At 73.1% G+C, this 12,488-nt stretch carries 13 protein-coding genes; 5 read left to right on the plus strand and 8 right to left on the minus strand.

Annotated elements, in window-relative coordinates; translation table 11 throughout:
• Nucleotides 1–125: 125 nt before the first annotated feature.
• From ACWD01_RS24460 to ACWD01_RS24485, 6 genes are all read right to left on the minus strand, one after another.
• The gene (locus ACWD01_RS24460) at nucleotides 126–914 is read right to left on the minus strand and encodes an Fpg/Nei family DNA glycosylase (RefSeq protein WP_451164929.1); all 789 of its coding nucleotides are present in this window, start codon (nucleotides 912–914) and stop codon (nucleotides 126–128) included.
• A 21-nt stretch (nucleotides 915–935) separates the two neighbouring features.
• Nucleotides 936–2,129 (minus strand): D-alanyl-D-alanine carboxypeptidase family protein, encoded by a 1,194-nt coding sequence (locus ACWD01_RS24465; RefSeq protein WP_451164930.1) that lies wholly within the window; start codon nucleotides 2,127–2,129, stop codon nucleotides 936–938.
• A 313-nt stretch (nucleotides 2,130–2,442) separates the two neighbouring features.
• Nucleotides 2,443–3,159 (minus strand): PepSY domain-containing protein, encoded by a 717-nt coding sequence (locus ACWD01_RS24470; protein WP_451164931.1) that lies wholly within the window; start codon nucleotides 3,157–3,159, stop codon nucleotides 2,443–2,445.
• Nucleotides 3,160–3,288: 129 nt separating this feature from the next.
• The gene (locus ACWD01_RS24475) at nucleotides 3,289–3,909 is read right to left on the minus strand and encodes an Rv1733c family protein (protein ID WP_451164932.1); all 621 of its coding nucleotides are present in this window, start codon (nucleotides 3,907–3,909) and stop codon (nucleotides 3,289–3,291) included.
• Between the two features lie 55 nt (nucleotides 3,910–3,964).
• Nucleotides 3,965–4,783 carry a rod shape-determining protein gene (locus ACWD01_RS24480; RefSeq protein ID WP_451164933.1) on the minus strand — a complete coding sequence of 273 codons (819 nt, stop codon included), beginning with the start codon at nucleotides 4,781–4,783 and terminating at the stop codon, nucleotides 3,965–3,967.
• A 76-nt stretch (nucleotides 4,784–4,859) separates the two neighbouring features.
• Complete coding sequence (locus tag ACWD01_RS24485; RefSeq protein ID WP_451164934.1) at nucleotides 4,860–5,186, minus strand: TraR/DksA family transcriptional regulator; 327 nt, start codon at nucleotides 5,184–5,186, stop codon at nucleotides 4,860–4,862.
• A 377-nt stretch (nucleotides 5,187–5,563) separates the two neighbouring features.
• Here ACWD01_RS24485 and ACWD01_RS24490 point away from each other — a divergent pair, with 377 nt between their 5' ends.
• From ACWD01_RS24490 to ACWD01_RS24500, 3 genes are all read left to right on the plus strand, one after another.
• Complete coding sequence (locus ACWD01_RS24490) at nucleotides 5,564–6,628, plus strand: HAMP domain-containing sensor histidine kinase (RefSeq protein ID WP_451165018.1); 1,065 nt, start codon at nucleotides 5,564–5,566, stop codon at nucleotides 6,626–6,628.
• Nucleotides 6,629–6,630: 2 nt separating this feature from the next.
• Nucleotides 6,631–7,290, plus strand: coding sequence for a response regulator (locus ACWD01_RS24495; protein ID WP_451164935.1), 660 nt, complete (start codon nucleotides 6,631–6,633; stop codon nucleotides 7,288–7,290).
• Between the two features lie 132 nt (nucleotides 7,291–7,422).
• Nucleotides 7,423–7,575, plus strand: a complete 153-nt coding sequence (locus ACWD01_RS24500) for a hypothetical protein (RefSeq protein ID WP_356897325.1) — start codon at nucleotides 7,423–7,425, stop codon at nucleotides 7,573–7,575.
• A 154-nt stretch (nucleotides 7,576–7,729) separates the two neighbouring features.
• Here ACWD01_RS24500 and ACWD01_RS24505 read toward each other — a convergent pair whose 3' ends face one another.
• Complete coding sequence (locus ACWD01_RS24505) at nucleotides 7,730–8,407, minus strand: TOPRIM nucleotidyl transferase/hydrolase domain-containing protein (RefSeq protein ID WP_451164936.1); 678 nt, start codon at nucleotides 8,405–8,407, stop codon at nucleotides 7,730–7,732.
• Nucleotides 8,408–8,566: 159 nt separating this feature from the next.
• Here ACWD01_RS24505 and ACWD01_RS24510 point away from each other — a divergent pair, with 159 nt between their 5' ends.
• Both ACWD01_RS24510 and ACWD01_RS24515 read left to right on the plus strand, forming a co-directional pair.
• Nucleotides 8,567–10,786, plus strand: a complete 2,220-nt coding sequence (locus tag ACWD01_RS24510; RefSeq protein ID WP_451164937.1) for an NADP-dependent isocitrate dehydrogenase — start codon at nucleotides 8,567–8,569, stop codon at nucleotides 10,784–10,786.
• 188 nt (nucleotides 10,787–10,974) lie between these two features.
• Nucleotides 10,975–11,403, plus strand: coding sequence for a pyridoxamine 5'-phosphate oxidase family protein (locus tag ACWD01_RS24515; RefSeq protein ID WP_451164938.1), 429 nt, complete (start codon nucleotides 10,975–10,977; stop codon nucleotides 11,401–11,403).
• Nucleotides 11,404–11,460: 57 nt separating this feature from the next.
• Here ACWD01_RS24515 and ACWD01_RS24520 read toward each other — a convergent pair whose 3' ends face one another.
• A complete protein-coding gene (locus ACWD01_RS24520) occupies nucleotides 11,461–12,384 on the minus strand; it encodes a glutamate ABC transporter substrate-binding protein (RefSeq protein ID WP_451164939.1) in 924 nt (307 codons plus the stop codon).
• Nucleotides 12,385–12,488 lie beyond the last annotated feature (104 nt).

A 12,488-nucleotide genomic window follows, 5' to 3' on the forward strand; every position in this document is an offset into this window, starting at 1 on the left:
CCAGAACACCCCCCAACCACTGCTCCCCCCGGAGCTCCACGACGACAACCCGCACGCACTTCCCCGCCGCGTCAACGGCCAACTGCAACACTGACGACCCCGGAGGACGTGACGACGAGCGGCCGTCACCCGCCCTCGGGCTGGCACCGGGGGCAGAACACCGTGCCGCGCCCGCCGACCCGCTCCTTGTGCAGCGGCCCGTCGCAGCGCGGGCACAGCGGGGCCGCGTCGTCGCGGCGGCCGGTGAGCCAGCTCCGCCGCGGCGGAACCCGCCCGGCGCGCACCGACGAGCGCAGAGTTCGGCGCATCTCGGTGTGCAGCCGGCGGCGCTCGTCGTCGTCCAACCGGTCGGCCCGGCGCGTCGGATGCACACCGGCGCGCCACAGGATCTCGTCGGCGAGCAGATTGCCCAGCCCGGCGAGGACGGACTGGTCGGTGAGGGCCGGCTTGACCCGGCCGCGCCGACGGGAGAGCAGCCTGTCGAACTCCTCCCGGTCCACCGACAGCGCGTCCGGCCCCTGGTCGTGGAGGATCCGCGCGACGTCCCGGTCGGCGTCGTCGGCGAGCCACAGCCCCCGCAGCTTGCGCTGGTCGCGGTAGCGGAGCTGGTCACGGCCGACGGTGAACACGACACGGTCGTGCGGATGCGGCGGGTCCGTCGCCGGGCAGCAGACCAGTTCGCCGGTCATGCCGAAGTGCAGCAGTACGGTCGGCCCGTCCGTACAGGCGAGCAGCCACTTCCCGTGCCGCTCCGGCTCCGCGAACCGGCGCCCCTCCAGCGCGCGGCGCAGCCGCGGCGCACTCACCCCGTGCAGCACGCCCGTGTCGCCGACCTCGACCCGCTCGATCCGCCTGCCCCCCGCGCAGGCGGCCAGGACCTCCCGGAAGCCTTCCACATCGGGCAGTTCGGGCACGACATCCTCCAGCCGCTGTTCTCACGTGAGCCTGCCGGGCCTGCGGCGCTGCCGCAGCACGAGGACCGCGGCCAGGCCGGCCGTGCCGACGAACGCTCCCGTCCAGGCGTACGCGATCCCCGACCCGGTCTCCCCGGACACGGCGCCGGCGTGCGCGGGCGGTGTGGCGGTCGGGGTGACGGGGCCGGGTCCGGCCGGCGGGGCCTGCTGCGCCACGGGCGGTTCCAGCGACCCGACGGGCTCGGCCCGTCCCGCCGCGGCGAACCCCCAGTCCAGCAGCGACCGCGCCTCCTCGTACACCGAGCGTCCGCCGCCCTGCTGAGGGTTCATCACCGTCACCAGCAGGGTCCGGCCGTCCCGGCGCGCGGCGGCGATCAGCGTGTTGCCGGCGTGCGAGGTGTAGCCGTTCTTGACGCCGATGATCCCCGGGTACTTCTCCACCCCCTTCGCGCCCGTCAGCAGCCGGTTGGTGTTCTGGATGCCGTAGGTCCAGGTGGGGCTTCCGTCGTCCGCGGTGCCGCCGGGGAACTGCGCGTCGACCGTCGCCGCGTACTCGGCGAACCGAGGGTCCGCCAGCCCCACCCGCCCGAACACCGCCAGGTCGTACGCGGAGGAGACCTGGCCCGGCGCGTCGTAGCCGTCCGGGGAGACCACCTCGGTGTCGAAGGCGCCCAGTTCGCGGGCCTTGGCCTGCATCTGCTCGGCCGTGGCGGTCCAGCCGCCGTTCATCCGGGCCAGTACGTGCACGGCGTCGTTGCCGGAGCTGAGGAACACACCCCGCCACAGGTCGTCGACCGTGTACGTACGGCCGGCGGCGATGCCGACCCGGCTGCTCCCCTCGCCCACGTCCGCGAGGTCGTCCTCGGTGACCGTGTGCGGCGCGGCGTCGGCGAGGCGCGGCAGCGCGGTGACGGCGAAGAGCGCCTTGATGGTGCTGGCGGGCGGCAGCGGGCGGTGGGCGTCGTGGGCGGCGAGCACGTCCCCGGTGCCGGCGTCGGCGACCAGCCACGACAGCGCGGAGACGTCCGGGAGTCCGGGGGCGCCGCCCAGCTCTCCGACGTGCGTTCCCGGGCCCTGCAGCGGCGACGCGCCGGCGGCGGGCCGGGGCGTGGGGTCGGTGCGCGCGGCGGCGGAGGCGGGGAGGAGACCGACGGTGCCTGCGGCGACGGCGGCCAGGCAGCAACAGACCAGCCGTGCAGTAAATCTGATGATCATTCGGCCAGCGTAGGAACGGGTACGGGGACGCGCAGTTCCGCTGAGCCGACCGGCGGAAGCCGACCCTCCGGGGGGTGGCGCCTTGCAGCGGTCGGGGCGTCCGCCGTCGCGCACGTCACCGGCCGCGACGGCCCCGGCGCCCGAGCCCGCGCCGTCCGCCGGCGCGGTGCCGCGCCGGCGTTGCTGGCGCCGGGTGCCCCGGCCTCGTGGCGCGGGCACCCGCGCCGTCCGGGTACGCGTACGCCCCTGCCCCCGGCTTGTGGCCGGGGGCAGGGGCGTTGGCGGCGTGCGTCCGTAGGTGCCGGCGTACGCGTCAGTCGCGGTCGACCTGCTCGCGCAGGATCTTGCCGTTCGTCGCGTCGATGTCGAAGGTCGTCTTGTTCCAGTCGGCCTGGGTGACGACATCGACCGACCAGATCAGCTTGTCGGCGTCGTCGTTGTCGAGTTCGACGGCGGTGACGGTCCCGTCCGTCCTGCCGGTCGCCGTCTGCACGGCCTGCTCGGGCGTGGTCTTGGCCTGGGCCAGGCGGTCGGTGATCCGGCGCTTCTCGTCGGCGCTCTGGTCGGACTCCTGCCGGGACCCGAGTACCTGGCCGGAGGCCGCGTCCACATGGACGGTGTGGACGGTGCCGTCCTCGGTGGCGACGTCGACGGCCCACGCGGGGGCGCCGGGGCTCGGGGAGGGGCTGGGCGAGGGGCTGGCCGGGCTGGGGGACGGGCTGGCGGGGCCGCCGCTCTGGTAGCGCGTCAGTTCGATCTCGACCAGCTTGCTGCCGGCGACCTCGCCGACGGCGGTGTCGGCAGCCTTGTCCCAGGTGACCGTGGCGGCCGGGACCAGCGCCCTGCGCTCGGCCTGGTCGTCCGTGAGACGGGTCGGCTGCCCGTCGGACTCGGCGAACCGGTGGGGCTGCCGGTGGGGCTCGCGGTGCCGGTCGGACTGTCCGTCGGCTGTGCGGCGGCCGCACTCACGTCGGTCCCCTTGTCGCTGCCACAGGCGGTGAGCAGAAGGGCGGAACAGGCGATGAGGCATCCGGGGATCGCGGCACGCAGACGAAGAGCATGAGTCGATACGTTCATGTCGCCACGCGTAACCCCTTGCCCCGTCGCGGACACGGGCTGCCGGGAAGATCACCCGATCGCGTCCGTCCGGTCGGGGCCCTCATGCCGACGCCGTCCAGCGGGGCGAGGTGTCGGCCCAGGCCCCTTCCCACGCCGAGTCACGCCGTCCGTCCAGGAACCGGGCGACGACCGCGTAGGCGGCCAGCCCGGTCAGGACGACCGCCGCGCCCGCCGTGGCGGCCCAGCCGTAGGCACGGCTGCGGATCTCGTCCTCCGCCGTCGGAGCGTCCGTCAGACGACCCTCGGCGTCGCGCCAGACGCGCACGGTGGATCCGGCGGGGAGGCCGGGGGACACGTCCGTCCTGCCGGTGTGCGGCCTCCCGTCCGGGCCGGGGAAGCGCACCTCGGCCGGGTACCGCGTGAGGCGGGCCTCCTCCGACCCCGGTTCCGGATGGCGGGGAGTGTCGTGCACCAGCACGGCCGTGACGCGCTCCCGCGTGCGGGCGTCGGCGGCGGCGTCCTCCCACAGCGCGCTGTGCACGGCGCTGCCCACGAAGACCGCCGCCGTCGGCGCGCCCGCCGTCACGACCACGGCCAGCAGCAGACCGGCCCACGCCTGCACCAGATCGCACCGGCGTCGCAGCGGACTGCGCCGCCATCGCCACAGCCCGGCGCGGGCCGGTGCGGGCGGCGGCTGCGCCCGCGGCTCGGGATCGAACATGTCGCCTCTCCTTCTGCTCGTACGACCTGACCCCCTGTCCCGGGAACGAAAGACCCTAAATCCGGTCCCGGTCCGGCGGTTGGCGCGGGGCGCTGGTCGCGGGGTGGCGGTGGGCCGACTCCAGGACGTGCGACGCACCCCGCAACGCTGCCGTGTGCGGGGCGGGCACCGGCTGGACGGGGGACCGCAGCTGCCCCGTCAGGTCGTAGACGACCTCCGCCCGCAGGGCACCGCCGCCCGCCAGGACCACACCCCGTTGCAGCGCGTCCAGGGTCTGCTGGGTCTCGTCGAGACGCAGCATGTCGGTGACCATGGCGACGACCGCCCGGGTGAGCACGCGACAGCTCGTGCCGTCGTCGAGGTCCGCGGTGCCCAACTCCGTGCGGTACGCGTCGGTCACCTCGCCGGCGCACAGCAGCGTGAGCTCCGTGACGTGCGCGCCGATGTCCGCGACGAGCAGCGGCCGGGTCAGGTCCGCTCCCGCGCCCAGGGCGATCGCCTTCGCGGCCGGGACGGTCAGCACCGTCCGCGGGTGCAGCACGGCGAGGGCCGTGACGGCGGCGCCGCGGAAGGCGGGGCCGCCCAGCACCGGGGTGGTGACGACGATCAGCGGCCGGCAGAAGGCGGGGACACGGCGGCGGAACAGCCGCTCGAGCATCCGGGCCGCCCCCTCCGGGTCGACGACGGCGCCGCGCCGGACGGGGTGGCTGCCGCCCGGGAAGGTCACCGTCGGGACGTCGAGGACGACACCACGGCCGGGGGACCACGCCCGGGTCCGGGAGCTGCCCAGATCGATGGCGAAGCGCGGACAGCTCCGGCCGGCCGGCCAGGACTGCCGTCGCCCGGCCCCCGTCCAGGCGCGGAGACCGGTCACCGCCCCGCCCCGCTCCCCGGCCGGCGGTGCCCGCGGCGGCGCGCCCGGGGCGCGGCGGTGGGGCGGCCCCCGGCAGTCATGCGGTCCGGCGCTGGCAGCCGACGCAGCAGCGCGCGTAGGGGAGGATCTCCAGGCGCTCGACGGGGACGGCACACGCGCACTCCTGGCAGCGTCCGTACGCGCCCGCTTCCAGCCGCTCGAAGGCCGCGTCGATCTCCGCCAGCACACGGCTGATGGACGCCTTCTGAGCGAGCATCAGCTCCTGGGGGGCGTCGTTGCCCTCGTTCTCCATCGCCTCCAGCTGCGTGAGCCGGGAGTTCCGCTCGTGCTGAAGACGCTGACGGACCTCGTGAGCGGTCAGGCGCTCGGGACGGGAGTCGGAGCGGGCCGCGTCGAGCGACATTGAAGGGTCCTTCCACGGGAGGCGAACGCCGGGGTGCTCCGCCGCGAGGGGCGAGGACGCCCCCTGCTCCCGCCGGTGCGGCGGGAGGGCGAAGGGTTCATCAGCGCAACCATGACCGTCCGCCGGAGCCGGGACCATCGGGCCCAGCACCCATTTCCCGGGGGCCGCATGGTGCAGAGGGACGGGGACGGTGCGCACCGCCGCGCGTACGGATGGCTGTCACGGCCGATCGACGGGCGCCTCGGCGCACGGCAGGCTCGGGGGCGTTGTACGCGACCCCGGCCCGCCGTCCACGGTCACCGGCCCCCGGTGCCGGCCCGGTCCGGCGGTGGACGATAGTGGTAGCTCCTGCGGAGTCTGTGGAGGTCTGGTCCTACGTGTCCCTGTTCTGGCGGATCTTCGCGTTGAACGCCGTGGTCCTCGGCCTGGCCACGGCGCTGCTCCTGTGGGCGCCGGTGACCGTCTCGGTGCCGGTGCTGCTCACCGAGGCCGTCATCCTGGTGGGCGGTCTCGCCGTCATGCTGGTCGCGAACGCCGCCCTGCTCCGTATCGGCCTCGCGCCGCTGGACAGGCTCACCCGGCTCATGGCCACGGTCGACCTGCTCCGGCCCGGGCAGCGGCTTCCGGGCCCGCCCGGCCGCGGCGGGGTCGCCGAACTGATCAGCTCCTTCAACGACATGCTCGAACGGCTGGAGTCGGAGCGCGCCACGAGCAGCGCGCGGGCGCTCAACGCGCAGGAGGCCGAACGCCGGCGTATCGCGCAGGAGCTCCACGACGAGGTCGGCCAGAGCATGACCGCCGTCCTGCTGGCACTCAAGCGCGCGGCCGACCGGTCGCCCGAGCCGCTGCGGGCCGAGCTGCGGCAGGCGCAGGAAACCACGCGGGACAGTCTCGACGAGGTGCGCCGGCTGGCCCGCCGGCTGCGGCCCGGTGTGCTGGAGGACCTGGGTCTGATCAGCGCGCTCACGTCGCTGACGGCCGACTTCGCCGCGCACACGGGTCTGCGGATCGAGCGCCGCTTCGGCTCCGGCCTGCCGGAACTCGGCCGGGAGACGGAGCTGGTGCTCTACCGGGTCGCCCAGGAGGGGCTCACCAACATCGCGCGCCACGCGGAGGCACAGAACACCGAACTGATCCTGCGCCACGAGCCCGGCGCCGTGGTTCTGAGCATCGTGGACGACGGCCGCGGCATCGGGTCGGCCTACGAGGGCGCGGGTATCCGCGGCATGCGGGAGCGGGCCCTGCTGATCGGCGCCGCGCTCGACATCGGCCCCGGCGGACCGGGAGACTCCGGCGGCCCCGAAGGCCCCGGTAACCGGATCGGCACGCGGGTGTCGCTGTCGGTCCCGGTCGAACGGGTACCGGCCGTGCCGGTCCCCGCCGCGCCGGCTCCCGACGAACCGTCACAGGACGGAACCCGTGCCGGAAATGGAGCGCCGTAGCCGTGCCGGAGACCGATGAGATCCGCATCCTGCTCGCCGACGACCACGCTCTGGTCCGGCGCGGTGTCCGGCTGATCCTCGACGGGGAGCCGGACCTGCGCGTCGTCGCGGAGGCCGGTGACGGCGCCGAAGCCATCGCCATGGCCCGCGCCCACGCCGTCGACCTGGCCGTCCTCGACATCGCCATGCCCCGTATGACCGGTCTGCAGGCGGCCCGCGAACTCGCCGCGCTCCAGCCCGGCCTGCGCATCCTCATGCTGACGATGTACGACAACGAGCAGTACTTCTTCCAGGCGCTCAAGGCGGGGGCCTGCGGATACGTCCTGAAGTCCGTCGCGGACCGCGATCTGGTGGCGGCGTGCCGCGCGGCGATGAGGGGCGAGCCGTTCCTCCACCCCGGTGCGGTCACCGCGCTCATCCGCAACTACCTGGACCGGGTCCGGCGCGGCCACGAGGCCCCCGACCAGATCCTCACGGTGCGCGAGGAGGAGGTGCTCAAGCTCGTCGCCGAGGGTCAGTCGTCCAAGGACATCGCGGAGACGCTCGTCATCAGTGTGAAGACGGTCCAGCGGCACCGGGCGAACCTGCTGCGCAAACTCGGCCTGCGTGACCGTCTGGAGCTGACCCGTTACGCGATCAGGGCCGGTCTGATCGAGCCCTGAGCGTACGGGGCCGGTGCGCGTGACCCAGGGTCGCCGACGGACGCCGCCGGGGCACCTCCTACACTCGGTGCCTGCTCTCGGCCGCGGTCGGGCGCGGTGACGAGACGACCCCGTGAAAGGACCCTGTTCCAGATGAGTGCCGCAGACCGTACCGACGCACCGATCTACGCGGACCTGGTGGAGGAGCGCGGCGACGTGCCCGCGGATGTCCGGCGGACCGCAGAGGAGACGCTGCGGGAGATGGGGCGCGTCATGGACTTCAGCGACGTCCTCGCCGGCCGCTGACCCCGCAGGCCCGGCCGCACCTCCCGGCGACGGCCGCCACGCCGCACCTCCCGCGCGACGGCCGGCGCACCACGCCAGACCCATGCCTCCGGCGCACCACGCCGGACCCGTGCGCCGCCACGCCGGGCCGGCACCCCGCCGGTGGTCGGGCTGATCAGGCCGGTCGGGCCGCCGGTCCGACGCCCGCCAGCAGCCGCAGCAGCGGCCGCGGCGCCGCGCCGGGGTCGAGCGCCTCGACCAGGGCCCGCCCGTAGTGGATCTTGCGGCCCCGGATGGTGCCCAGAAAGCGCCGGATCTGCCGCTCCACCTCCCGCTCCCGCTGCGCGGGCTGCTTCTGGAACGTGCGGAAGGACCGCAGATCGCCCTGCGCGGCGAACACCTCCTCGACGGCCCCGGCGCCCAGCGCCCGGATCAGCTCGTCCTCCAGGTCCGCGACGCACACCTGGAAACCACGGCGCTCCAGCGCCGCGCGGTCCGGGTGCGGTCCCCGTCCGGCCCGCTCCAGGGCACGCCGGAAGAACGCCTCCTCCGCCGCGTCGCACAGACCCGCCGGCTCCGCGTCGATCCCCTGCGGGCCGAGCAGGTCCAGGAAACGGCCGATGCTGGTCGCGCCGCCCATCGCGACGACGCACACGCCCTCCGCGCCGAGATCCCGGCCGAGCCGCGGTGCCAGCGCCTCCACCGCGGCCCGGTCGCTGTGGCCCTCGACGAGCACGACCTCACGCAGCCGGGCCGCCTTCGCCAGCTCGCGCGCGGCGGTGCCCGCCGCCGCGGCCTCACGGCCGTTCGCCGCCCAGGCGACGAACGCCGAGCGGAACAGTTCCATGTTCATGACCCCTCCATCGCGCCGGAGCGTACGCGAGACGGCGGCACTCGCCCACAGGTTTGCCGCCCGCCGCGACGGCGGCGGGCAGGGCCCTGTCGAGAGGGAAGCGATCACGGGATATCTTGATGTCGAGCAATGTTGCAGACGTGGAGAGCGGAGCACCGGGTGACTGACTCGACCATCATTTACACGCACACTGACGAGGCGCCCGCCCTGGCGACGTACTCGTTCCTGCCTGTGATCCAGGCGTACGCCTCGACGGCCGGTGTCACCGTGGAGACCCGTGACATCTCGCTCGCGGGGCGGATCATCTCGCAGTTCCCCGAGTACCTCGAGGAGGGGCAGCGCGTCGACGACGCCCTCGCCGAGCTCGGCGCCCTGGCGAAGACGCCGGAGGCCAACATCATCAAGCTGCCCAACATCTCGGCCTCGATCCCGCAGCTGAAGGCGGCCGTCGCCGAGCTGCAGGAGCAGGGCTACGCGCTGCCGGCCTACCCGGACGACCCGAAGACGGACGAGGAGCGCGACATCCGCGCCCGTTACGACAAGGTCAAGGGCAGCGCCGTCAACCCGGTCCTGCGCGAGGGCAACTCCGACCGGCGCGCCCCCGCCTCGGTCAAGAACTACGCCAAGGCGCACCCGCACCGCATGGGCGCCTGGAGCGGCGACTCGAAGACGAACGTCGCCACCATGGGCGCCGACGACTTCCGCTCCACCGAGAAGTCCGCGGTGCTCGGCGAGGCCGGTTCGCTGCGCATCGAGCTCAAGGGCGACGACGGCTCCACCACCGTGCTGCGCGAGTCGGTCCCGGTGCTCGCCGGCGAGGTCGTCGACGCGTCCGTGATGCGCGTGGCCGCCCTGCGCGAGTTCCTGACGGAGCAGGTCGCCCGCGCCAAGGCCGAGGGTGTGCTGTTCTCCGTGCACCTGAAGGCCACCATGATGAAGGTCTCCGACCCGATCATCTTCGGTCACGTGCTGCGCGCCTTCTTCCCGAAGACGTTCGCCGCGCACGGCGAGGCGCTCGCCAAGGCCGGCCTCTCCCCGAACGACGGCCTCGGCGGCATCTACAAGGGCCTCGAGGCGCTTCCCGAGGGCGCCGAGATCAAGGCGTCCTTCGACGCCGAGCTGGCCGAGGGCCCGGACCTCGCGATGGTCGACTCCGACCGCGGCATCACCAACCTGCACGTGCCGAGCGACGTCATCGTCGACGCCTCCATGCCGGCGATGATCCGCACCTCCGGCCACATGTGGGGCCCGGACGGCGAGGAGGCCGACACCGTCGCCGTCCTCCCGGACAGCAGCTACGCGGGTGTGTACCAGGTCGTCATCGACGACTGCCGCGCCCACGGCGCCTTCGACCCGTCCACCATGGGCTCGGTGCCGAACGTCGGTCTGATGGCGCAGAAGGCCGAGGAGTACGGCAGCCACGACAAGACCTTCGAGGTCCCGGTCACCGGCACCGTGCGGGTCGTCGACGCTGCGGGCAACGCCGTGCTGGAGCAGGCCGTCAGCGCCGGCGACATCTTCCGCATGTGCCAGACCAAGGACGCGCCGATCAAGGACTGGGTGAAGCTCGCCGTCACCCGCGCCCGCGCGGCCGGCGTCCCCGCCGTGTTCTGGCTCGACGAGACCCGCGCGCACGACGCCCGGCTGATCGAGAAGGTCAGGACCTACCTGGCCGAGCACGACACCGAGGGCCTGCAGATCGAGATCATGTCCCCGGTGGAGGCCACCGCCTTCTCCCTGGAGCGCATCCGCCGCGGCGAGGACACCATCTCCGTCACCGGCAACGTGCTGCGCGACTACCTGACGGACCTGTTCCCGATCCTCGAGCTCGGTACCAGCGCCAAGATGCTCTCCGTCGTCCCGCTGATGAACGGCGGCGGCCTGTTCGAGACGGGTGCCGGCGGCTCCGCCCCGAAGCACGTCCAGCAGCTCGTCAAGGAGAACTACCTCCGCTGGGACAGCCTCGGCGAGTTCCTCGCCCTGGCCGTCAGCTTCGAGCACCTCGCGACGTCCACGGGCAACGCCCGCGCCAAGGTCCTCGCCGACACGCTCGACCGCGCCACCGGCACCTTCCTGGGCGAGGACAAGTCGCCGAGCCGCAAGCTGGGCGGCATCGACAACCGCGGCAGCCACTTCTACCTGGCCCTGTACTGGGCCCAGGAGCTGGCGAAGCAGACCGACGACACGCAGCTCGCGGAGGCGTTCGCGGCACTCGCCAAGACGCTCGGCGAGCAGGAGCGGACCATCGTCGACGAGCTGATCGCCGTGCAGGGCTCGCCGGCCGACATCGGCGGCTACTACCGTCCCGACCCCGCCAAGGCGGAGGCCGTGATGCGCCCGTCGAAGACCCTCAACCAGGCTCTCTCGACCCTGGCCTGACGCGCGACGGCGGGCAGTCGCCCGCCCGTCCCGCATCCGCGTCCGCCCCGGCCGGCCCTCGTGCCCGGCCGGGGCGTTCCGCGTGCCCGCCGGGAACAACTCGGCGTGCCGCGGGGGTTGTTACGGGACACGAGCCGGGCCGGGCGGTCGCCGGTCCCGGCGGACGCCCGCGTACGAAGGAGTCACCCGTGGCGCTCACCCGTGAAGACCGCGAGAAGTTCCTGGCAGAGCCGTTCGTCGCCGCGCTCGCGGTCGACGCGGTCGAGGACGGCCGGGCACCGCTCACGGTGCCGATCTGGTACCAGTACGAGCCCGGCGGCGACATCTGGATCATGACGGAACGGGATTCGCGCAAGGCGGCGGCGATCAGGGCCGCCGGGCGGTTCACGCTCATGGTCGACCGGCTCGAACCGACGGTGCGCTACGTCTCGGTCGAGGGCCCGGTCGTCGACACGGCCCCGGCCACCCGCGAGCAGCTGGTGGAGATCTCCGCGCGCTACCTCGACCCCGCCAAGGTCGAGGCGTACGTCGACTTCGCCTGGAAGAACCACGGCGACATGGTGGTCGTCCGGATGCGGCCGCAGCGCTGGATCAGCGCGGACCTCGGCGACGTGTGACCACGGGAATTCCTCCGGCGGACCGCACCGCCCGCCGGCGGCCCTGAGAGCTCGCTGTCAGTCGCGGCGGACCATCGGCGGCCCGACGTAGCGCGAGCCGGAAAGGCCGAGCGTCGCGTCGTACGCCAGCTTGTAGTCGCCGTTCTCGTCGTGCGCCTGGAGGGCGTCGTTGACGGCTTCCTTCAGCACCGTGTCGCCCTTCCGCATCCCGATCCCGTACGGCTCCTCGGTGAACGGCTGGCCGACGACCTTCAGCTTGTCCGGGTGCTGGGCGGCGTAGCCCTTGAGGATCGCGTCGTCCGTGGTGACCGCGTCGACCTCGCCGGCCAGCAGCCGCTGGACGCACTCGGTGTACTTGGTCGTCTCGACCGTCTGCGTGTTGTACTCCGGCTTCTTGATCTCCCCGAGCGCCGTGGAGCCCTTGGCAGAGCAGACCGTCTTGCCCTCCAGCGAGAACGGACCGGCGATCGTCCTGTCGTCCTTGCGGACCAGCAGGTCGGCGCCGGCCAGATAGTAGGGGCCCGCGAACGAGACCTTCTTCTTGCGCTCCTCGTTGATCGTGTACGTCCCGACGTACAGATCGACCTGGCCACTGGAGATCGCCGCCTCGCGGACGCCCGTGTCCACGGTCTTGAACTCGATCTGCCGGGCGGAGAAGCCGAGGTCGGCGGCGATCATCCTGGCGATCTCGATGTCGAAGCCGGACCGCTCTCCGTTCTCGTTCTCGAAACCGAGGAACGGCTGGTCGTTCTTGGCGCCGATGACGAGCTTCCCGGCCTTCTTCGCCTTCTTCCACGTCGGCGAGTCGAGGTCGACGTCCGTGGCGACCTTGTACGTCGGCAGCTCCGGCAGGTCCCTGGCGTCCGCCGTGCGGGAGGGCCCACTGCCGGCGCCTTCGGATTCGCCGGCGCATCCCGTAGCGGTGAGTGCTACCGCGAACACGGTGACGGCCGCGGTGGCGGCGGACTGGTAGGCCTTCATGGTGCGACATCCTTCACTCGATTTTGCGAGGAGAGTAAGGAGTCGAAGGGGCGAGCGTCATTACATCTGAGCGGAACTTGAGCATCACATTCCGGATACGGCGC

Source organism: Streptomyces sp. NPDC002835, from assembly GCF_053591995.1.